24 protein-coding genes are annotated in these 21,623 nt (G+C 37.3%); 9 read left to right on the top strand and 15 right to left on the bottom strand.

Annotated elements, in window-relative coordinates; all coding sequences use genetic code 11:
* Positions 1-6: 6 nt before the first annotated feature.
* From clpS to TOL5_RS11650, 4 genes are all read right to left on the bottom strand, one after another.
* Positions 7-423 carry an ATP-dependent Clp protease adapter ClpS gene (clpS, locus tag TOL5_RS11635; protein ID WP_151780760.1) on the bottom strand — a complete coding sequence of 139 codons (417 nt, stop codon included), beginning with the start codon at positions 421-423 and terminating at the stop codon, positions 7-9.
* A gap of 21 nt (positions 424-444) precedes the next feature.
* Entirely contained in the window at positions 445-1,188 is a 744-nt protein-coding gene (locus tag TOL5_RS11640; protein ID WP_151780761.1) for a DUF6776 family protein, read from the bottom strand.
* An 80-nt stretch (positions 1,189-1,268) separates the two neighbouring features.
* Positions 1,269-2,318, bottom strand: a complete 1,050-nt coding sequence (gene argC, locus TOL5_RS11645; protein WP_004830953.1) for an N-acetyl-gamma-glutamyl-phosphate reductase — start codon at positions 2,316-2,318, stop codon at positions 1,269-1,271.
* A gap of 140 nt (positions 2,319-2,458) precedes the next feature.
* Complete coding sequence (locus tag TOL5_RS11650) at positions 2,459-3,541, bottom strand: sensor domain-containing diguanylate cyclase (protein ID WP_221260721.1); 1,083 nt, start codon at positions 3,539-3,541, stop codon at positions 2,459-2,461.
* A 451-nt stretch (positions 3,542-3,992) separates the two neighbouring features.
* On the opposite strand from TOL5_RS11650, the gene TOL5_RS11655 reads away from it, so the two are divergent.
* The gene (locus TOL5_RS11655; RefSeq protein WP_151780762.1) at positions 3,993-4,745 is read left to right on the top strand and encodes a hypothetical protein; all 753 of its coding nucleotides are present in this window, start codon (positions 3,993-3,995) and stop codon (positions 4,743-4,745) included.
* A 4-nt stretch (positions 4,746-4,749) separates the two neighbouring features.
* Positions 4,750-5,571 (top strand): alpha/beta fold hydrolase, encoded by an 822-nt coding sequence (locus TOL5_RS11660; protein WP_042087192.1) that lies wholly within the window; start codon positions 4,750-4,752, stop codon positions 5,569-5,571.
* Here TOL5_RS11660 and TOL5_RS11665 read toward each other — a convergent pair.
* The 5 genes from TOL5_RS11665 to rpiA all read right to left on the bottom strand — a co-directional run bounded on the left by TOL5_RS11665 (position 5,561) and on the right by rpiA (position 8,323).
* Positions 5,561-5,995, bottom strand: a complete 435-nt coding sequence (locus tag TOL5_RS11665) for a GNAT family N-acetyltransferase (protein ID WP_228288679.1) — start codon at positions 5,993-5,995, stop codon at positions 5,561-5,563. The genes TOL5_RS11660 and TOL5_RS11665 overlap by 11 nt on opposite strands.
* Before the next feature lie 42 nt (positions 5,996-6,037).
* Positions 6,038-6,451: a bleomycin resistance protein gene (locus TOL5_RS11670; RefSeq protein ID WP_151780763.1), complete on the bottom strand. Its 414-nt coding sequence runs from the start codon at positions 6,449-6,451 to the stop codon at positions 6,038-6,040.
* Between the two features lie 31 nt (positions 6,452-6,482).
* Entirely contained in the window at positions 6,483-6,839 is a 357-nt protein-coding gene (locus TOL5_RS11675; RefSeq protein ID WP_009586657.1) for a glyoxalase superfamily protein, read from the bottom strand.
* Positions 6,840-6,891: 52 nt separating this feature from the next.
* Positions 6,892-7,566, bottom strand: coding sequence for a M48 family metallopeptidase (locus TOL5_RS11680; RefSeq protein ID WP_151780764.1), 675 nt, complete (start codon positions 7,564-7,566; stop codon positions 6,892-6,894).
* 85 nt (positions 7,567-7,651) lie between these two features.
* Positions 7,652-8,323 carry a ribose-5-phosphate isomerase RpiA gene (gene rpiA / locus TOL5_RS11685; RefSeq protein ID WP_004830961.1) on the bottom strand — a complete coding sequence of 224 codons (672 nt, stop codon included), beginning with the start codon at positions 8,321-8,323 and terminating at the stop codon, positions 7,652-7,654.
* A gap of 115 nt (positions 8,324-8,438) precedes the next feature.
* On the opposite strand from rpiA, the gene ilvA reads away from it, so the two are divergent.
* Positions 8,439-9,977, top strand: a complete 1,539-nt coding sequence (gene ilvA / locus TOL5_RS11690) for a threonine ammonia-lyase, biosynthetic (RefSeq protein WP_004830962.1) — start codon at positions 8,439-8,441, stop codon at positions 9,975-9,977.
* 271 nt (positions 9,978-10,248) lie between these two features.
* On the opposite strand, the gene TOL5_RS11695 is transcribed toward ilvA, so the two are convergent.
* Both TOL5_RS11695 and TOL5_RS11700 read right to left on the bottom strand, forming a co-directional pair.
* Positions 10,249-10,746 (bottom strand): hypothetical protein, encoded by a 498-nt coding sequence (locus TOL5_RS11695; protein WP_151780765.1) that lies wholly within the window; start codon positions 10,744-10,746, stop codon positions 10,249-10,251.
* A gap of 51 nt (positions 10,747-10,797) precedes the next feature.
* A complete protein-coding gene (locus tag TOL5_RS11700; RefSeq protein WP_004830964.1) occupies positions 10,798-11,343 on the bottom strand; it encodes a hypothetical protein in 546 nt (181 codons plus the stop codon).
* 234 nt (positions 11,344-11,577) lie between these two features.
* Here TOL5_RS11700 and TOL5_RS11705 point away from each other — a divergent pair, with 234 nt between their 5' ends.
* Positions 11,578-12,228 (top strand): potassium channel family protein, encoded by a 651-nt coding sequence (locus tag TOL5_RS11705; RefSeq protein ID WP_004830966.1) that lies wholly within the window; start codon positions 11,578-11,580, stop codon positions 12,226-12,228.
* Between the two features lie 8 nt (positions 12,229-12,236).
* The gene (locus tag TOL5_RS11710; protein ID WP_004830967.1) at positions 12,237-13,589 is read left to right on the top strand and encodes a TrkH family potassium uptake protein; all 1,353 of its coding nucleotides are present in this window, start codon (positions 12,237-12,239) and stop codon (positions 13,587-13,589) included.
* Positions 13,590-14,073: 484 nt separating this feature from the next.
* On the opposite strand, the gene zapE is transcribed toward TOL5_RS11710, so the two are convergent.
* Together zapE and TOL5_RS11720 are read right to left on the bottom strand one after the other, a co-directional pair.
* Entirely contained in the window at positions 14,074-15,228 is a 1,155-nt protein-coding gene (gene zapE / locus TOL5_RS11715) for a cell division protein ZapE (protein WP_009586656.1), read from the bottom strand.
* 108 nt (positions 15,229-15,336) lie between these two features.
* Positions 15,337-16,347, bottom strand: a complete 1,011-nt coding sequence (locus tag TOL5_RS11720) for a helix-turn-helix domain-containing protein (protein WP_005029229.1) — start codon at positions 16,345-16,347, stop codon at positions 15,337-15,339.
* Between the two features lie 154 nt (positions 16,348-16,501).
* On the opposite strand from TOL5_RS11720, the gene TOL5_RS11725 reads away from it, so the two are divergent.
* Both TOL5_RS11725 and TOL5_RS11730 read left to right on the top strand, forming a co-directional pair.
* The gene (locus tag TOL5_RS11725) at positions 16,502-18,019 is read left to right on the top strand and encodes a flavin-containing monooxygenase (RefSeq protein WP_151780766.1); all 1,518 of its coding nucleotides are present in this window, start codon (positions 16,502-16,504) and stop codon (positions 18,017-18,019) included.
* Positions 18,020-18,105: 86 nt separating this feature from the next.
* A complete protein-coding gene (locus TOL5_RS11730; RefSeq protein ID WP_221260347.1) occupies positions 18,106-19,014 on the top strand; it encodes a lysine exporter LysO family protein in 909 nt (302 codons plus the stop codon).
* 105 nt (positions 19,015-19,119) lie between these two features.
* On the opposite strand, the gene pyrF is transcribed toward TOL5_RS11730, so the two are convergent.
* Together pyrF and TOL5_RS11740 are read right to left on the bottom strand one after the other, a co-directional pair.
* On the bottom strand, positions 19,120-19,800 hold the full coding sequence (pyrF, locus tag TOL5_RS11735) for an orotidine-5'-phosphate decarboxylase (RefSeq protein WP_221260348.1): 681 nt from the start codon (positions 19,798-19,800) through the stop codon (positions 19,120-19,122).
* 103 nt (positions 19,801-19,903) lie between these two features.
* Complete coding sequence (locus TOL5_RS11740) at positions 19,904-20,452, bottom strand: helix-turn-helix domain-containing protein (RefSeq protein WP_004830974.1); 549 nt, start codon at positions 20,450-20,452, stop codon at positions 19,904-19,906.
* 117 nt (positions 20,453-20,569) lie between these two features.
* On the opposite strand from TOL5_RS11740, the gene TOL5_RS11745 reads away from it, so the two are divergent.
* Together TOL5_RS11745 and TOL5_RS11750 are read left to right on the top strand one after the other, a co-directional pair.
* The gene (locus TOL5_RS11745; protein ID WP_058971303.1) at positions 20,570-21,232 is read left to right on the top strand and encodes an AzlC family ABC transporter permease; all 663 of its coding nucleotides are present in this window, start codon (positions 20,570-20,572) and stop codon (positions 21,230-21,232) included.
* 1 nt (position 21,233) lies between these two features.
* Entirely contained in the window at positions 21,234-21,551 is a 318-nt protein-coding gene (locus TOL5_RS11750) for an AzlD domain-containing protein (RefSeq protein ID WP_151780768.1), read from the top strand.
* Positions 21,552-21,623 lie beyond the last annotated feature (72 nt).

Consider the following 21,623-nt stretch of genomic DNA (forward strand, 5'->3'; position numbering starts at 1 on the left):
ACCCCCTTATTCTTTTGGCTCAATCTGACAAAGTAATGGATGACCTTGAGATCGAGCGTAGTTATTTACTTGGTTGGCTTTTGTTTCCGCAATATCTCTCGGATATACGCCAGCTTCACCTTTGCCTTCATAATGTACTGTTAACATTACTTGAGTGGCTTGGTCAAGATTCAAAGCAAAGTATTGTTGTAAAATTTCAATAACAAAGTCCATTGGCGTATAGTCATCGTTTAGTAAAACGACTGAATACATCGGTGGTCTTTTTACTTCAGGGGGCGCTGTTTGGACAGCAACATCCCCCTGTTCGTGATGAGGATCTTCAGATTGGCTTGCACGAATATTCAAATGCCAATCTACATATCCTGAATCACGGAACGATGATTTCACTTCATTTAAACTCATTTGACGCTTATTAGTTCGCATATTTTCCAAAATACTTATGATTTATTGAGAATTGGCTTCTGCTTGAGGTACCTCAGCAGCAAATGCGGCTGCACTGTCCACAGCCTTTCCGCGTGACCAACTGAATCGCTTAATGACTGGCGTAGCACCATTTAAACGCACTTCGATAAATTGTGGGTTGAAACCTTTCGGCATCGTCCAGCGACCTGTTAAACGCTCATAATCCGTAAAATTGTAGTTCGCATCACTCATTGGCACAGTCAACACTTCTGTACCACTAATTAAGCGAATTTCCACTGTACCTGTTGCACGTCTTGGACTCACTTGAATCAAATCAAGTTGATATTCATAAGCATTTTCAGGCAAAGGTTTAACCGCAAGATTTTGAATCGTTAAACTTAAACCACCGCGTTGTTTTAACACTTCACGGTAAATTGCACTCATCACGTCGACTTGTGATTTTTCTGCATTGGCTTTATTCAATGCTTCTAATAAATCATTGGCATTAGAAACAGCCACATCACGTTCTTGTACAGTCGCATTTAAGTTTTTATTTAACGTAGCCAGTGTCGTTTTTTGTTGTTTAACCACTTCTACCAATTGTTCTGCGTCTGCATCAAAACCAACAACCGTCAGTCCTTGGCGGTGTCCAACTGTATAGCCTAAAAGTACACTACCCGCACATAATACGACACCCCCGATCACCAACGGCATATTGCCTTTTAGAAAAGCTTTTTTTGGTGTTTGAGCTGGTTGTGACGCGGTATTTGTTTCTGTGTTCTGCATCGTCATCTCTAAAGTATTGATCGCATCAAAACACACATTTAACCGCAAAGTTAAATGTGTGTGAAGTTATAAAGCGTTTTTTATGGTAATAATCCGATACCTTGTAAACCAGCATCTTCAGCAAAACCAAACATTAAATTCATATTTTGTACTGCCTGACCTGCAGCCCCTTTAACTAAATTATCTTGCACCGATAATACAATCAACTTTTTCGGTTGAGGTTTGTACAACGCAATTCTTAATTGGTTTGCACCACGTACTGAACGTGTTTCTGGTGAACTGTTGGCTGGCATTACATCTACAAAGGCTTCATCAGCATAAAACTGCTCATAAAGTGTTTGTAAATCAGCCTGCTCACCTTCATCAGTCAGATCAATATAAATTGTACTGAGCATACCACGAATCATCGGCACCAGATGAGGTACAAAGAGGATGTGATCAAATACACCTTGTTGACCTGAAATATTTTCAAGTGCTTCGACAATCTCCGGATGATGTCGATGTCCTGCAACCCCATAAGCCTTGAAGTTATCGGCATTTTCAGAATAGATCATGCCTAGACTGGCTTTACGTCCCGCACCAGAAACACCCGATTTTGCATCAATAATAATACTTTCAGGTTTAACCAATGTTGCAGCTTGTTTGAACAAAGGCGCTAAACCCAGTTGTACAGTTGTAGGATAACAACCCGGATTCCCAACCACCTTGGCTTGTTTAATTTGTTCACGATTAAGCTCAGACAAACCGTATACTGAATCTTTTAAAATGTCGGGGCAAGCATGCTGCATACCGTACCATTTTTCAAATTGAGCTAAATTCTGCAAACGAAAATCAGCTGCTAAATCAATAACTTTGGTGTTTGATGCTAATAACTCTTTGGCATGTTGCATTGCAACACCATGCGGTGTCGCGAAAAATACTACATCACATTTTTTTAGTTCATCAATTTTTAAATCTGAATAGTGAAGTGTCGTATGTCCACGTAAACTAGGAAACATATCATCTACTCGACGACCATCTTCAGTACGCGATGTCAGTACATTCACTTGAACATTTGGATGTCGCAGTAAAAGACGCAACAATTCAACGCCTGTATAACCCGTTCCACCGACAATACCCACTGAAATCACGTTTTTTACCTCGATTTAAAAGTATCCATTCTGTTGGACAGTAGTATGACAGGAAGTTTATGCTTTCTAAACTGTTTTACTTGGTTTTTATCATTTTTAATATCATTGCAAATCTTAATTTCTAATTATCCGTGCATTCATTAGCCCTGGATAATACAATTACGACCAGCACGTTTGGCGGCATATAAGCATTTATCTGCAGATTCTATACCGAGTGCTAAATTTCGATACTGTAACTGAACCAGCCCGAAACTGGCTGTTAATAAGATATTTTTAGAAGAAAAAACCTCCTTTTCAATACTTATACGTATTTTCTCAGCAATTTTATAGGCAAGTTCAGTATCGGCAGCCTGTAATAGAACAATGAATTCTTCTCCTCCAAAACGCCCGACCAAGTCTTCTTCTCCAACATTTTGACTGACCAAATCACTGACTCTCTGTAAAATTTGATCACCAATCAAATGCCCATGGGTGTCATTAATTTTTTTAAAATGATCAACATCACACATCAATACAAAATATTGTGTTTGAGATAAATCAATTAAGCTTGTTTTTGCAGCATCATAGAACCCACGGCGATTAAGCAAATGTGTCAGTGGATCTCTTGAACGATCATCATTCAATTTTAAAATGATATCCCGAACCAGTGTTCCAACAACAATAATCGCAAACCATAAGCTCAACAGAATACTTGCAGCTAACATCATGAGCCACCAAGCAGAATCTACAAGCATATTCGATTGAATATTACGCAGACAAAAGTAAACAATAACGCTACGGGAAAAAGTATATAAAACAATGAAAAGATAAGAATAATCTACTAATTTATTAAGCCAGTCACGATGCTGATAATCTTTAAAAAGTGAGGGCAAAACCAAAGACTCAATCGTCGCAATGGCTAGATTTAAAATCAGCATTCTAATCCAAAGCTGTTCATCAACATATGAAAAGTAAATCATGAACGGCAGTGTTAAAGCAATTAAAGCAAATGCCAATAGATTGTGAGCGTTTCCATCTTTGCGTAATGCCATGGCATAAGCACTTGCCCAAGCTCCGAGTAAATAGAAACAGCCTAAAAGTGGTGCTGTTAATGTCAACTGTTGGTTGGTCATAAAACTTTGTGAAGCCAAAGAAAATGACGGCACAATATAACCAATCCCCAACCAAAATAAATATGTAGGCGCTTTAAAAAAGAAGTGGCAAATCAGAAGTAAACTACCCATTAATATCAGGCAGATGGGTACAATTAAAATAAAGTAATGAGTATCTGCAAAATTCACGTCTGATATCTTTATGATAAGAAATAGGAAATATCGGAAAGTCGACAAGTTTAGAGTATTTTTTTATACACGCCCAATTAATGCTTAAAAATAGTCATATTATTTTGTAATTTGATTTGTTTTTAAGAGTTTCATTTACTTCATGTGATGAAAACCTAAATTTTATACTCTTTTTATCGCGCCTTTGATTCAATCCTATCCTATTCTAATCAGACAACTCATCTATTTTATATCATCAGCTATATTCAAAAACCATTAGAAGTTGCTTATCCACGCGAGGAACAAAGCTCAGCTTCACTCACTATTGATTTAAAGCTTCTTGTATTCCTCAATAAATTCAGAGAGAATAAATTAGAGCAATTACTCTAATTATTAACAATAGGAATAACTTGTTATGATCGGATCCCGAAAATGGATGGAAATCAACCAAGGAAGTCTAAGCTTTAAAGAAAAAATCAACCTGCTCAAACAGACTTTACTTCCAACCACGTATAAGTACGCCAAAACCTTTATACAGTCTCATGTTAATCATACTCATTTTGCATTACACGATGTTCAAATCCCTGATACACCTATGGTTAAAGAGGCAATGGCTGAGCTAGAAAACACACAAGATCGAGTAATTTTCCACCATTCCTGGCGTAGCTTTTTTTGGGGAGTCGGTATAGCACATAGCAAAGACTGGCATTTTGACCAAGAGAGTTTTGTCATTGCCTGCTTAATGCACGATTTAGGTTTAGTTGAGCATTTGGATCAATATTCATGTAACTGCTTTACTTATCAAAGCGCCTTACGTTCGGAAAATTTATGTCTAAAACATCAGTATGATGCATCAAGAACAAAGATTATTTCTGAAGCTATTTGTCTACATATGAATGGGTATTTAGATGAATCTAATCAAGATTTACCGATAGAGGCTCTCTTGCTACAACAAGCGACTTCATGCGATGTGATTGGCACTGATTATGCACGATTCTCAAAAACATATGCTGAAGATGTGTTGATACAGCATCCTCGAACTCAATTTAATTCGCATTTCAAAAAACTTTTACATAAGGAATCGCTTAATCATCCTCAATCCCGCACAGCTTTGGTTTCTAGATTAGGATTGCCCTATATGATTCAGCTCAATATTTTTAAGGAATAATCAAATGTTGAATAACACCTTAACAAAAAAAACGATATATTTTCAACAACATCCTATCCTTGTTGAGCTTTATTTTCACCCACAAAATAAACACACCATTATTATATTGGCTGCTTTAGGCGTAGCTATAAATAAATACGAAAAGTTAATTTCTTTGCTCACAAATCATGGTTTTAATCTCGTTGTTGCAGATTATCCATATTGTGGACGCAACACACCTCATGTATCTGCTCAAATTGACTATGGTTATGCCGATCTTATTCGTGATTTTATTCCACAACTTGAACAGGTTGCCTTAGACGCAAATCTTCAATCACCTATTTTATTGGGTCATAGTTTAGGTGGGCATTTGGCGACATTGTATGCCCAAAGCCATGACAATACAGTTATTGGTATAGCAACAGGCAATATCGGGCTAAAAAACTGGGACTTAAAAGGCAAAATCAATATTTTAAAAGCGGTTAGTGTTATCAATGCCATGATTTTAAAAGATGGTTATTTTGCTGGGTATAAAATTGCCTTTGGCAATCGAGAAGCCAAATCTTTAATGCGAGATTGGTCAAAAGTTGTCTTTACAGGAAATTATAAACACATCATCACTCAGCAAAAGATTGTTGAAAATGCAGCCTTATTTATTGCTCTAAAGGATGATGACTTTGCACCAATGTCATCGATGTTGGGTTTAAGTCATTATTTCAAACAGCCAATTGTCGAAACTTTAGATCTCACCCAAACCATCAAGGGAAATCAACATAGTGCTTGGATTAAGCAACCCGAACAAATAGTCAATAAAATTAAACAATGGGTGAATAGGACTACTTTATAATTTTTTCTTTAGACATCAATACATAAGCGCCATCATCACTTTCACCTGTACTGACTACTTTCCAATCATGGTGTTTATAAAAAGCCAGCGCAGTTTTATTCTCAGATAAACATTTGAGATAGCCTGTGTCATTAAACAGTTTTTCTGCCGACGCTAACAAAGTGCTGCCTACGCCTTGATTTTGTACACTTGGAGCAACAAAGAGATGGTGTAAAAAATTATCTTGAAGATAAATAGAAGCAAAGCCCAAATATTGTTGATTATTTTCAGCAACGAGAACTATTTCATTTTGCGTAGATACCTCAAAATCTCCAAGTTGCCATTTCGAAGAATCCAGCCATGACCAACTCTTCTTTCGACTCTCTAAAAAAAGTTCACTCAATGGCAGCATATCTTGTGGTTGAAAATATCGGATCTTCATCATCGTTCCAAGCATCTTTTTTATGGCATTTCACTCTTTATCAAGTTAAATTGGTCTTTCCCCAAGCACCTCAACAATACGTAATAAATAGCCATCTGGATCTTGGACTAAAAATTGTTTTTGACCATGCTCTACATCATCTGCACGATACCAGCATTCTTCCAACTCACTGAACAGTGACCATTGAGCCAAAGTTAAACGACTTAAAATCTCATCAAGCTGTTCAACTTCGATTTGAAAGTTTATCCCTCGTCCCAATGGATAATCTAACTGTGCTGTAAGCCATTGCCCTTCCTGTTGTTGTTCCAGCATAAACTGTACACCATCCAGATCAAGATAGATAAATTGTTCTTCTTTTCGCTGATACATAACAGTAAAGCCCAAAAGTTCCACCCAAAACTGATAACTTTTATGCAAATCTTTTACGATTAGTTCTGGGACCAATTTGTTCCATTGCATTGAACACCTATCCTATTATCATTTTATAAATCTAAGATTCAATATGTTGCAATATATTGATGATTTTTCCAAATGGGTCTTTGACATAAAAACGCTTTACGCCCCATTCTTCCTGAGTCAACGCGTACGTGATGATCAAATTCAACTCCACTGCCTGCTGATACAGTTCATCGACATTATCTACCTCGATTGAAAAATCAGGTACAACTGTTGAGTTTCCACCTTGTGATGCAATGCTAATTTGAGGGTGCATCATTTCATAATTGGCATAGGTTTTGATCCACCCATGATCCATGACTAAATCCATGCCTAGAAAGTCAGCATAAAATGTTTGTGCCAAGGTCAGGTCAAAAGCCTGAATATTACTGACGATTCTTTTTATTGCCATGTTATTTTCCAACGCTATTTTTTTAAAATTTACACTTTATTTTACGATTGGATCAGCTCCACCACCAAGGTAAAGTTCCATTTTTTAAAATTTGACGATGTTGCTTATAATTCGGATCATATTTCGAAACTTCTGACCAAAATGTAGGGCTGTGATCAAAATATCGAGTATGCGCTAATTCGTGTATGCATACATAGCGTGTGATCTGTAAATCACACAATACCAATGCGCTATTCAACATAATGTCATGTCGAGAAGTACAACTTCCCCAACGGGTTTTAGGTTGTCTAATTGTACACTGTTTATACTTTAAACCTGTTTGTTCACTGATTTGTTGTAAGTACTTGGGCAAATGCTGTTGAGCATAATGAATTACAAATTTTTTTAAATAAACTTCAGCTTGATGATCACTGATCAAAATGGTAAGTGATTGCTCATCAAAAACATAGGCTTGCCTTTGCTTTTGATAAATAATCTTGAGTGGTTGTTGCAGATTAAATAGTTTCAATGTAGATGGTAAACTTCGGTCAACAAGCGAAATATGTTGTTGCTGTTTTTGCCATGTTTCGATCACCCATTGTTCTGACTGTTTTAAAAAATCATCAATTTGACGTTGAGTACAAAACTTGGGCACAGTTAATCGAATTTGAGATGGTTCAACACGTAAACGTAAACGTGTGGCACGTGCATGATGAGTAATTTTAATTTCAGGAAGTGTGGCTGTCATATAACTCTAAATTTAATTTACCCCAATGCCCTAGAAGAAAGAAAACCCTTCTCCAAGAAGGGTTTAACAGGAATAGAACTAATATTTAGATCGCTGTACGCTCTTCAATACCATTATTGGTTGCAACGATGGCAACATCAGCTTTATTGATTGCAAAAATCCCGTTGCATACAACACCTGGAATATCGTTGATGGTCTTTTCCAATTCAAGCGCATTTAAAATATTCAAATTAAAAACATCTAAAATCACATTACCGTTATCAGTAACAACACCCTCACGATAAGTCGGATCACCCCCTAAAGAGACGATTTTGCGTGCAACTGCTGAGCGTGCCATAGGAATCACTTCAATTGGTAACGGAAATTCACGTCCTAATTGCTCAACCCATTTTGAATCATCGACAATACATACAAACTTTTTTGCAATTGAAGCAACAATTTTCTCGCGTGTCAGTGCAGCACCACCACCTTTGATCATATGCATATGACGATCAATTTCATCCGCACCATCCACATAGGCATCTAAACCACCGACATGGTTCATATCAACCACCTCAATTCCTAACTTTTTAAGGCGTTGCGCAGTCGCCTCAGAACTTGCTACCGCAGCTTCAAGTTGAAGTTGAGGCAAAAGCTCAATCAAAAAATTGACTGTACTTCCAGTTCCCACACCCAAAATGCCCCCTTTTGGTAAGTGTTTTAAAGCGGCTTGGGCTGCAGCTTGTTTTTTCTCATCCTGGGTTGCATAAAGGCTCATGACATCTCTCAATTAAATTTCAATTTCCTGCACATTTTGCATAATTTTAAAACGCAAAGGTGCAACGGTTTGTTACAATGGATGCTCATTTTAAACTGTTAGATGGAAAATTAACATGCTGTCTCGTTTGGTTCGACAAATATTACAGGCAACGGTCTATGACGTTGCAATCGAAACCCCACTCGAAGCAGCGCCACGAATTAGTGAAAAACTAAACAATAACATTCGCTTCAAACGCGAAGACTTACAACCTGTCTTTTCTTTCAAGCTGCGCGGTGCTTATAACCGTATCAGCCAATTACCGAAATCTCAGTTGGAACGTGGCGTTATTACTGCTTCTGCGGGTAACCATGCACAAGGCGTGGCTTTATCTGGTCAAAAGTTAGGTATTCGCGCCATTATTGTGATGCCCAAAACCACACCCGATATTAAAGTACAAGCCGTTAAACGTTTGGGTGGTGAAGTGGTTCTCCACGGCGATTCTTTTGATGTTGCCAATAAATATGCAATTCAACGTGCAGCAGATGAAGGAATGACCTTTATTCCACCTTATGATGATGAACTGGTGATGGCTGGGCAAGGAACGATAGCCAATGAAATTTTACGTCAATGGCGCGATGTTGAATATGTATTCGTTGCGGTTGGTGGTGGTGGTCTTATTGCAGGTGTAGCAGCGTATCTGGGAGATGTCGCACCACATGTCAAAGTCATCCCTGTAGAATATGATGAATCTGCCTGTCTAAAAGCCGCTTTAGAAGCTAAAGAACGCGTGATTTTACCTTCTGTTGGTTTATTCGCTGATGGCACAGCTGTGGCTCAAATTGGTGAGAAACCATTTGAAGTGATTCAATTACAAAAATCTGATCTTTCAGGACCAATTGTTGAGCCAGAGGTTGTTTTAGTCAACACCGATGAAATCTGTACAGCGATTAAAGATACTTATGACGAATGTCGCAGTATCGTAGAACCTTCTGGTGCAATGGCTTTGGCAGGTATCAAAAAATATGTAGAAATGCATGGGCTTGAAGGTAAGAACATGGTGTCAATTGTTTGTGGTGCAAACATGAACTTTGACCGCTTACGCTATATTGCTGAAAGAACTGAATTAGGTGAACGTAAAGAAGCGATTTTTGCAGTTACGATCCCTGAAGAAAAAGGTTCTTTCCTTAACTTCTGTCGTGCTTTACAAGGTCGTAATATCACTGAATTTAACTATCGCGCAAGTGATGCTTCAGCAGCTCAGGTTTTTGTCGGTATTAGTTTGAAATTTGGTGAAAAAGAACGCCATGACATCTATGAAGCATTGAAAGTTCATTATGATGTTGATGATCTATCTGATGATGAAGTCGCAAAACTGCATATTCGTTATTTGATTGGTGGTCATGCAGATATTGCCAATGAACGTTTATTCCGAGTTGAATTCCCTGAACGCCCAGGCGCATTATTGACTTTCCTTGAACGTTTGGGTCCTACACATAACATCAGCTTATTCCATTATCGTAATCATGGTGCAGCTGAAGGTCGTGTTCTGGTTGGCTTGGATGCAGAAGATGCCGTACAAAACCCAGATGGTTTAATTGAGACTTTGGAAAATATCAATTATCCATACCAAGAAATTACCAATAATCTCGGTTATCAACGTTTCTTGAAATAAATTTAATGAAACCTATAAATAGCCCGTAATACTTTACGGGCTATTTATATCCATTTTATAAAAATAATAGACTTGCTTGATTCATCACTCTTTCCCGAACCGTCATTCAGCAAAAATAGTTACTCAATCTCCTTCTTTTGCAATGCAAGATAGAACTATCAATATCGCTATAATTTCACGCAGTTCACTTTTTAATAGTCGAAAGGGTTTTAAGAAGTTAAAACGTATAGATCAAATATTTAAAACAATCATACAATAAAGCGACCTATACTCAATATACGACCATATTTAAATCACCATCATCATTAAATGCCTCATTAAAAGCATCTGCAATTTGAATTAATTGATGTTCATCTTGCGTAGGTAGCAACATCCAATATGGATTCTCTCGATAAACCACTAATAATGATAACTGGTGTTGGTTGGCTACTTTTTTAATCGCATCAAAAATAATTTCCTCTGTACGTTCCATCACATCCATTTGGTCTTCAAATGAAACATCATCAGCATCTTCAAATTGTTCAAAGAGTTCCCCAACGGCACTTTCAATTTCATTTTGCAATTGTTCAGTGTCAACATTATGCTTTTTAAAATAAAAGTTATCTTCAATTCCATTATCATAATAATCTTTTAATTCAAAATAATGTAGGAAATCATGCTGTTCATTGATCCATTCATCAAAAGAATCGAATTCATTGTCTACAGGAATGGGTTGTGTCTTTAATTCAGCAACAGTTGCTTGAAGAAGTGGGTATATTTTATGTGGCATTATAATCTCTCATCATATTATTGTTAGCGTAGTGAAAAGCAAATTTAAACCTCAAGTCGATCTAGAACAATCAAATAATGCATAGTGCTCTATACTGACATCTTCATCATGAAATTGTTTATTAAAATGTTTACAGAATTTTTCAATTTTATGCTCATGGTTGGGAACAATTAACCAATAATAATCTTCAGCGTAGATCAGAAGCAACTCATGCTGATGTTGTTTTGCTTCGGTTAATATTTCTTCAAATACAATATCATAGACTTGATCTTGCACATTATAATAACGTCCAATAACATCTTTATGCAATTCATAATGATCAAATAAAGGTTGAGCTCTTTGACGAATGGTACTTTGAATACCTAGACCATCAACGGCATATTCATGAAATACCGCACTTCGCTCAATCTGATTTTCATGAAATTCCATGCGATCTATTTTCATCAAATACGCACGAAAACGACCGCCGAATTTTTCAGCAGCCATCCAATTCAGAAACTCTTCAAAACTTTTACGATACTTCTTTTTTGGTATATCCCTTTGCTTCAATTCAGGGAACCAATGTTGGAGTATTTTATAAATTTTTTTATCGTCCATTTTCTTATACTTACTTAAAGAACTAAATCTTGATGAAGATCAATTTTGTATACCTTGACTGAGCATAGCTAACTCATTTGAAGGTTTTATGACATAATTCAGGTTTTATTTACATATATCAGTTTATATTCAAGGTTTCGAGATTGGCGATTGAATACTTTAAATATAAAATATATAAAAATTGAAGATGATAATGCTCACACAATTTCAGTGCTGAGATAAGGATTTTGTAGAATGGCGCAGTTCGCTGTTATCGGTTTAGGTAGTTTTGGTGAAGCTGTTGCGCTTGAACTCACCAACTTAAACCATGATGTGATTGGTATTGATACATTAAAGAAAAATGTAGAAAACATTGCAGATAAAATCAGTCATGCCGTCATTGCAGATGCAACAGATGAACATGTTTTAGATGAACTCAATATCAAAAATTGCGATGCTGTTGTAGTTGCAATTGGAGAAGATATTGAAGCCAGTATTTTGTGCGTGCTCCATCTCAAAAACCTGGGTATTGAAAAGATTTTTGTCAAAGCCAAATCTAAATCCCACCACATGATTTTATCGCATTTGGGAATCAGTAAAATCATTCACCCTGAAGAAGATATGGGAATCCGTGTTGCCCAGTCTTTAAGTTATCCGATGGTCAGACGCTATATGGCGCTCAATAATGATCGTTATATCGTAAAAATTGAAATTGGTGCGAACTTACAAGGCGCTCAGTTTCAAACTGTCATGGAAAATACCCCAGAACTCACCACTTTATTGTTACAACGTGGATCTCATGTTCTCTATGATATTGCACCTGGCACAATTTTACAGGAAAAAGACATTTTAATTCTTGAAGGACCTGTAGAAATGCTCAGACAATTTTCGATTCGCTTCTTATAGTTATAACTATGCGTTTATCTAAAAAAGAACTGATCAATAAGCAACACAACAGTATCAATCTCAGCCCTCCAAGCTTACTCGCTTTAGGTTTTCTGAGTTTTATTATTATTGGAACAGTGTTGCTCAAACTTCCTTTTGCCCATCAAGGTGATTTGACTTGGGTGGATGCCCTCTTTACTGCGACATCCGCAGTAACGATCACAGGGCTGTCAGTCGTGAATATCGGTGAATCACTGACCACTTTCGGTCAAGTGGTGGTTATGATCTTGATTCAATGTGGTGGTCTGGGATTTATGACCTTCGCAATCCTCGCTGCACTAAGTCTATCGTCCAAGATTGGGCTCAAACAGCAAATTATGGCGCAAGAAACCATTGGGCAAACCAGTTTAGCAAGAGCAACTTTTACTGTTAAAGGTGTTTTTCTCTATTCATTATTTTTTGAAGCGATTGGTACGGGTATTCTGACCATGGCATGGTCGCATCATTACGACTTAGAACACGCTTTCTTCTATGCACTATTTTATAGTATTTCTGCTTTTAACAATGGTGGATTCTCACTATTCCCCAACAGCTTAATGAGTTTCTCAGATCAGTACATGGTGACCTTTACCATCAGTATGTTATATATCATTGGTGGTATTGGTTTTGTTGTATTGATGGACATTAAGAAAGCCAAACGCTGGAAGAAACTTTCAACCAACAGCAAACTAATTTTGTCGACCATTGCTGGGCTCAATCTGTTTGCGTTTATCGTGATTTGGGCGATTGAAGCATCTAATCCACTCACACTTGCACCTATGTCTTTTGGTGACCAAGCACTTAACGCATGGTTTCATGCAACTGTTCCTCGTTCATCAGGCTTTAACAGTTTGGAAGTCAGCAGTATGAGCAATGCTTCTACCTTAATCACCATGGTGCTAATGTTTATTGGTGGTGGGTCGCTCAGTACTGCGGGTGGGATTAAAGTGGGTACATTTATCATTATGATTTTAAGTGTCATCACTTTTTTAAAACGTTCAGATGAAATTACAGTTTTTGGTCATTCTGTTTCTCATCAAGCTACATTTAAAGCCCTTGCAGTCATAGCCATCACTTCTCTTTTGATTTTGATTGGTTTTTTTACTTTATTGATCCTTGAACCAGATAAAAAGTTTTTAGATTTACTATTTGAAGCGGTCTCCGCAGCATGCACTGTTGGTTTATCGCGAGGAATAACTGAAAATCTGCATGCAGGCAGTCAAATTGCCTTAATTTGTCTCATGTTTGCTGGACGTCTAGGTCCTCTTACATTAGCTTATTTGATTGCAACCCCGAATAAAAGTCGTGTGCGCCACCCTACTACAGAAATTCAAGTGGGCTAACTTCTATCTTTGCAGACGAAGTGTCTAAAGAATCATTCAATACATTCCCATCAGCTTATGCGGATGGGAATGTATTGAGCTTGAAGTTTTATTTATATAGTCAATCTGTTGAAAAATTCATACAGTAGAATATCATTTCTCTTGATCAATAAAATTAAAACGATCAATATATTGTTTAATGATATCAAGCTAACACTGCCACGCTTTAGCTCTAAAGTTTAAATTGTTTTGCGTAGGCGATACTTTACTTTTCAGAGATGAAAAGTAATAAAAATCTTCCGTTGAGCGAGGGGTACATCCTAATACCCCCGCTCAACATGGCGACATCCATGTCGCCTCGTGATAGCAATACTGTTTATGATTCAAAAGTACAAAATAAACGAATCATCCAAATCACTTGTATGAATAATCAGGCGGTTTGACTATAGCTTGCATAAAAAAGCGATCTTGTTGACCAAGATCGCTTTTTACATACATAAATCAATTATTCAACTTCTAATTCACTGTTGCCTTTAATCAGACGATGTTCAGACTGTAAATATTCATCAGACTGCATTTCTAGCAAACGCGAACGTGTACGCTCAATTTCAAAGGCAAGCTTTTCACCTTGATAAATTTCAATAATTGAATCTTCAGAAGTTAATAATAATTTTACTCCACGATCATAAAACTCATCGACCAAATAAATAAAACGACGTGTTCCTTCTGAAAGCAAATCAGTCAAATGCGGTACATTACTCACAAGAACAGTATTATAAATATTTGCAATTTCAATAAAGTCAGATGGGCTACGCGGCTTCATACATAGCTCTCTGAAATCACACCATAATACATCTTCAGTATGTCCCAGAGTTTCAACAATACGATTATTAATCGTAATAGGTTCTTCCGACACCGTCTGTGAAGCTGTCAAAGCACTAAAACGTTTTGCCATCCACACTTTATGATCATCGGTCAGCGGCGCTTTAAACAATTGTGCTTGTTTCAATACCCGTAAACGATAATCTACCCCAGCATCTACATTTAAAACGACGCAATGGGTTTTCACCATTTCAATGGTTGGGATAAAACGATCTCGATGGATACCATTTTTGTATAAGCCATCTGGCGCAATATTTGAGGTTGCTACTAAAGTAATGCCACGAGTGAACAATTTCTGGAACAAGTCACTCAAAATCATTGCATCAGTCACATTGGACACAAAAAATTCATCAAAGCAAATAACAACCGCTTCTTTGTAAATCTGATCTGCCACAATATCCAAAGGATTACGCTGCCCAGATAATTTATTAAGTTCTTTATGAACAAATTGCATAAAGTGATGAAAATGCATGCGTGTTTTACGACGAAATGGGATGGAATCGTAGAATTGATCCATTAACCATGTTTTTCCTCGTCCAACGCCACCCCACATGTAAACCCCTTTTGGCGCTGTTTGGCGACGGAAACGACGAAAAGCCTTTTTTGAAGCTTTATAACGATTAATCAGCTCTTGCCATACACGTTCCAGCTCATGTACTGCTTGTGCTTGAGCGTCATCTGGTAAAAATTGCCCAGAGGATAATGCTTTAGCATAACGCTCAGCAGGTGAAACGGGAGTAAATGCTGTTGAGGAAGTTCTATTCTGATCTAATAACATATCGTATTGTTACTTTTAAAGGCTAAAGGAAGTATATCGAAGATTCATTTTTGATAAATAAAACTTTGGCATAATTTCGATACTGTATTTCATTTTAACACCACCTGTTTATTTACCGTACTGTCGCGGGCTTTGTCCAAACCAACGCTTAAACGCATGATTAAATGCCGCGGGTTCTGAATAGCCTAACAATTCGGCAATCACTTCAATCGAATACTCTTTATATTCAATCAAACGTAAAGCTTTATGTTTAATTAACTGCTCTCGAATCTGTTTATAGCTGGTATTCAATTGTTGCAACTGATGGCGCAAGGTACGCTCAGGAACATTTAAAGCCTGTGCAACCTCAGCCATCGATGGAATAACACCTTGTTGTAATTCCAAATAATCATTGACACGTTGAATCAGCGGAGCAACTTTCTGTTCCTCAGCATTTAAACGCTCAATTTCAGCAATACATTTTGCCTCATACACCCGATGGGTAATGGGATCAGCTGAAGGTATGGGCAATTGCATCACATCTTCATTAATCCAAAATGCAGCGTTATCACAATTAAAGTGTAAATCTGAACCATAATAATCATGGTATTGTTTTAAAATACTGGGATCTTGAGGTTGCTGAAACGGTAATTCAATTCTGACACTTGGTGCAGTTAATCCCATCATTTTATAAATATCGTCAAGAAATTTATAGGTCCCTGAAATTTCACATTGCGCCCGAAGTAAACCCATTTCGGTTTCCAAATCCACTGGTTGATAAGTCAGTGCAATTTGATGATGACCTTTTTCAAGCCCAAGTACTCCATACAGATAGGTCAAACCTTGATAACGAATCCCATTTTGAATTGCATCACCGACATTACTGCAAGTCACCAATAGCATCAATAAAGGACCATATCCTGCTAGAGAATAATGCTGACCAATGAATAAACCTGTTTCAGGCTGTACACCTTGACCGATAATTTTCTGAATATCCCACTCTAAACTGGGATGAATAATTGAACTCGGATCAAGTGCATCAGCTTTAATCCCGACACTTGCAAGACGTGAGTCAACATCAATTCCCGCATTACGCATACCGTGAATTAAATACATTAAACCGAGAATCGATCGCTTCATTTCATCATCATTTCATTTTCACCCAAACTTTTTACTACAAAGTCAACTTTTTGGAAATTGCCGAATATATCAATTTTCATGTCAGTGCAATCATATTTCAAATTCTACAATTTCTATATTCTATGCAAAACTGGAAAACTCAGAGTAAAGAAAAATGAGTACAACATCTGCGGTTAAAGCAAAATCAACACAAGTTGCAATTATTGGAGCAGGTTTTGGGGGATTAGCCATGGCAATTCGCTTAATACAAGCCAATTGCCATGACTTCATTATCCTTGAAAAAGCCAATGATGTGGGCGGTACTTGGCGTGAAAACCAGTACCCTGGTGCTGCTTGTGATGTTCAATCGCACATGTACTCACTTTCATTCGCCCCCAAAACTGATTGGTCAAAACGTTATGCGGAAGCACCTGAGATTTTTGATTATATCCAAGATTTGATTCAAGAATATGATTTAAAAAAATATATTCAATTTAACCAAGAAGTGATTTCTGCACAATATGACGAAGATCAGTTTAATTGGCATTTAGCATTAAAAAATGGTCAGCAAATTGATGCACAATTTGTTATTTTTGCATCTGGTCCTCTGCATGTTCCACAAATTCCACAGATTAAAGGCATTGAAAAATTTAAAGGTGAAGTGTTTCACTCCTCTCAATGGAACCATAAATATAATCTGAATCAAAAGAATGTTGCCTCCATTGGGACTGGAGGAAGTGCAATTCAGTACATTCCTGAAATCGCTGCCAAAGTCAAAAATCTCTATGTATTACAACGGACACCTGCTTGGGTAATCCCACGTGATGAGCGTGCCTACAATACGCTTGATAAAAAGCTATTTCAGCGCTTTGAATGGTTTAGAAAACTACATCGTGCCCGTTTATATTGGTCGAATGAGTCGCGTGTAGTACCTATTGTTAAACCACAAATCATGAAATACGGTCAAAAACTTGCTGAAGCCTTCATTAAATTCCAAGTCAAAGATCAACAAACAGCGAAAAAACTCATTCCTGATTATGTTATGGGCTGTAAACGCATCCTTATTTCAAATAAATATTTTCCAACTTTCAATCGTGACAATGTTGAACTGATTACTGATGCTATTCAAGAAATAACGGAAGACAGCATCATCACGAAAGATGGTAAAGCACGCCAAATTGATTGTTTAATCTATGGTACTGGTTTTATTACTGATCCACGCATTTACTTAAAATCTTTTGATTGTTATGGGGAAAATGGTCTTGAATTAAAACAAGCTTGGAAAGATGGCGCAGAAAGCTACTATGGTGTCATTACCAAAGGCTTTCCAAATCTATTCCAATTACTTGGACCGAATACTGTATTAGGGCATAACTCTGTTATTTTCATGATCGAATCCCAAGTCAATTATATTTTACAATTGATTCAAATGGTGCAAAAAACCCAAACGCAAGCTGTTGTCGTTAAAGCAGAAATTCAAGATCAATTTAATGAAAAAGTTCAAAAGCAACTTGAAGGTACCGTTTGGCAGTCAGGTTGTGTGAGTTGGTATCAACAGGATGGCGGTAAAAACTTTGCGCTTTGGCCTACATATACCTGGAAGTTTTGGTTAGAAACACGCAAGCTTAATCCGAGTGATTTTAGACTGTTAGGAAACAAACAAAAACTTCAAGCCAAATCTCAAGCCGCATAATTTTTTGATAATCAGGACATAATATTGCAAGCAGCTTTTAAAAGCTTCGCTATAATAGATAGGTTTTCACTGCCTATCTATTTTTTATGCAATCGCTTTGGTTAATTTTTCAACTATTATTTTGCTTGTTTTTAGGATTTATTCTCGCTCGAAGAATTCCTCAAATTATTGAAAAAATCGCGTTCAAGATATTACCTTATTTCACTTATATTTTACTGATTGCGATTGCCATCGAATTTTCTCAGACCATTCACAATATTGCCAGTCCTGCACAAATATTAACCAGCGCCCTGACGATCGCATTAACCACATCATTGGGTGCTTTTATCTGTTGCTACATCGTGTTTAAAGCGATTGGATTTAAACCCGCCCAAGGTAAAGTCTCTGCTGAATTATTGCTCGGTTCGTTATTAAATATTAGTTATGCCTTTATCGCTTTGGCAATCGGTTATGCACTGGCTGAATTTGCACATGCTGCTGATTTACCTTTACATATCAGTACATGGAACCTACTTTTAGTTTATATGCTATTGATCGGTTTGGATCTAGCTTATTCACCACTGGATCGTTCTTGGTTAAATTGGAAAATCATGCTGGTTCCTTTGGCATGTGTAATCGGTTCACTCTTTGGTGCAATTGCTTCATTTTTCTTGATACAAGGCATCAGTATGAGAGATTTAATCATGTTATCGCAAGGTTATGGTTTCTATTCTATGACGGGGATTGTAGTAACAGAATTAAAGAACGCTCACTTAGGTAGTGTGGTTTTAATGAATGATTTATTTAGAGAAATATTTGCAATTTTATTTATGTATCTGATTGGATGGCGTTACCCACGATCTGCAATTTCTTCAGCTGGTGCAACAGCAATGGATGTCACATTACCCATGGTAAAACAAGCCTGCGGCAATGATTTTATTCCACATGCGATGGTCAGTGGTTTTGTCCTGTCTGTACTTGCCCCAATTGCGGTCAGCATATTGGCAGCACTTTAAACGATTTATAATTTCGAATGTTTTTCATACATCGTTAGATTAAAATGTTCTTTATAATGCAACCAAAAATAACCCTCTTTTCAATATTGAAAGAGGGTTTACTTTTTAAAGCGTTGAGAGAATATCTTGAAGTGTTTGGCTTGGATTTTCCGATTGAGTAATCGGTCGACCAATGACTAAATGTGTCGAACCATCAAGCATCGCTTGTTTAGGTGTAACGATACGTTTTTGATCGTCTGCATTTGCACCTGCTGGGCGAATCCCAGGTGTAACAAGCGCAAATTCTGCACCTAGATCTTGGCGTAACATTTTTGCTTCTTGTGCAGAACAGACTACACCATTCAAACCACTGTTTTGAGTGAGTTTGGCAAGACGCTTCACTTGCTCAAAAGGTTCGATATCTAAACCAATATCTCGTAGATCTTCACGCCCCATTGAGGTCAAAACAGTTACAGCGATCAGTTGTGTAGAATAATTGCCTGCTTTTAAACGCTCTACACAGGTCTCCATCATCTTACGACCACCAGAAGCGTGCACATTCACCATCCATACCCCTAAGTCAGCCGCAGCACATACTGCCTGGGCAGTCGTGTTTGGAATATCATGAAATTTCAAGTCCAAAAATACTTCAAAGCCTTTATCATGCAATGCTTTAACGACACTTGGACCTTCATGAGTAAATAGTTCTTTACCCACTTTTAAACGGCATAGTGATGGATCGAGCTGATCAGCAATTTTTAGGGCGTCATATTGGCTTTTTGCATCTAAGGCAACAATAATACTCACGGATCTTCATTCCATCACATAAAATTTGGCACATTATAAAGTGATTAGGAGAAGCAGAAAACCGACTTCACTAAAAAACCCAGTTTTAACATTGCAAAATGCACTATCTCTGTTCAGAAATTAGAATTGCGCGTGTATCTTGCTCGAGTGCTTCAAAGATATGCGCTTGATCTGCTGGATAAGACATATAATCACCAGCTTTTAGAACTTCATAAGCATTGACCAAACCTACTTTCGCTGATCCTTGCATGATAATAATATGCTCCACACTCCCCACAGGATGCGGTTGACTACAACGAGGTTCTCCTGGTTGAGTCGTTAAAATATATACATCCCGTCTTGCATTCGGTGGACATGTTGCTAACAAGACTGCTTGATAATTCGATATTTCAGAAGTTACAGAAGCACCTTCTCCATAGCGAATAACTTGCGATGATTGTGTTTGTACTTCTACCAGTTTAGCAAAAGGAATATTTAAAGCCACACATAATGCCCATAATGTTTCCAGACTAGGATTACCCTGCCCAGACTCAAGCTGAGAGAGTGTAGATTTCGCGATGCCTGCACGTCTTGCAACCTCTCCTAAGGACAAGGCTGCACTTTTTCGTTCTCTTTGTAAATTGGTTGCAATGATTTCAATAGGTATCGTCATTATTTCACTCAAAAAATACGATCGTTCGATTTGACGAACAATTACAATCAAACTATTATAACAAATGACTGTTCATTATATCGAACAATCCTACACTCTAAATTCAGGCTGACTCTGATGAAGTATAAAGAAATTAAAAGCTTACCTAAACCTCTTGTCAAATCTATTGTGATTATTTGTATAGCCACAGGATTAATTGGTGTTTCCTTAGGCTCACTTGCCGTCAACTATCACCTGCCAATCTGGATTCCATTGCTTCTATCAAGTTGCGTACTGGCAGGCGCTGCTGAATTTACATTTATTGGCATGATCGCTTCTGGGAGCAGTCCAATTACTGCTGCAATTGCTGGGCTTTTAATCAATCTTCGCCACCTCCCATTTGGTTTAGCTGTACACCATTTTATTGAAAATAATAAGTTTAAGTTTTTTGCAAGCCATATCATGAATGATGAGAGTGTATTATTCGGGCTTACACAATCATCAGACACTCTAAAACGTAGTGCATATTGGCTTTGTGGGATGGGAATTTTGCTGACTTGGCCCTTAGGCGTATTGATAGGTTATCTTATGGGAAGCCACCTAGAGTATACAAAACTTTTAGGAATCGATACAATTTTTCCTGTAGTGCTGTTTGCACTTACATTCAAGGCATTAAAGCGAAAATCAACACGAAAATCCGCAATCACAGGTGCAATAATAAGTTTAGCAACAGTTCCTTTTCTTCCAACTGGAATCCCAATACTCATGTCCTTGTTGGGTCTAATTGCAGGAAGAAAATAACATGAATCAACAAATGATTATTTTAATTGGTATTATGATTCTTGCAGGTGGCACATACCTAATTCGCTACTCAGGCTTGGCATTTAATCATTATTTTTTGATCAGTAAACAGCAAGAACAATTGTTTAATGATGCAGCAACCACGTTACTTTTTTCGATTGCAATCTTGAGTACTTTTTTTGAAGGCAACGAATCGACTGATTTTGCTAAAATTATCGGTGTCGCTGTCGGTTTGTATTTAATTTGGAAAAATTATTCGCTGATCAGTATTATTCTCGTATCTACGCTTATTACTACTGTGTTTCGCTTGATCAAGTAGTGCGATTTTAACTAAAACAAATGGAATCAATGAGAAAGCAAAAAGCGCTTTACCGGTGAAATAAAGCGCTTT

Source organism: Acinetobacter sp. Tol 5, assembly GCF_019702905.1.
Classification (GTDB): domain Bacteria; phylum Pseudomonadota; class Gammaproteobacteria; order Pseudomonadales; family Moraxellaceae; genus Acinetobacter; species Acinetobacter bereziniae.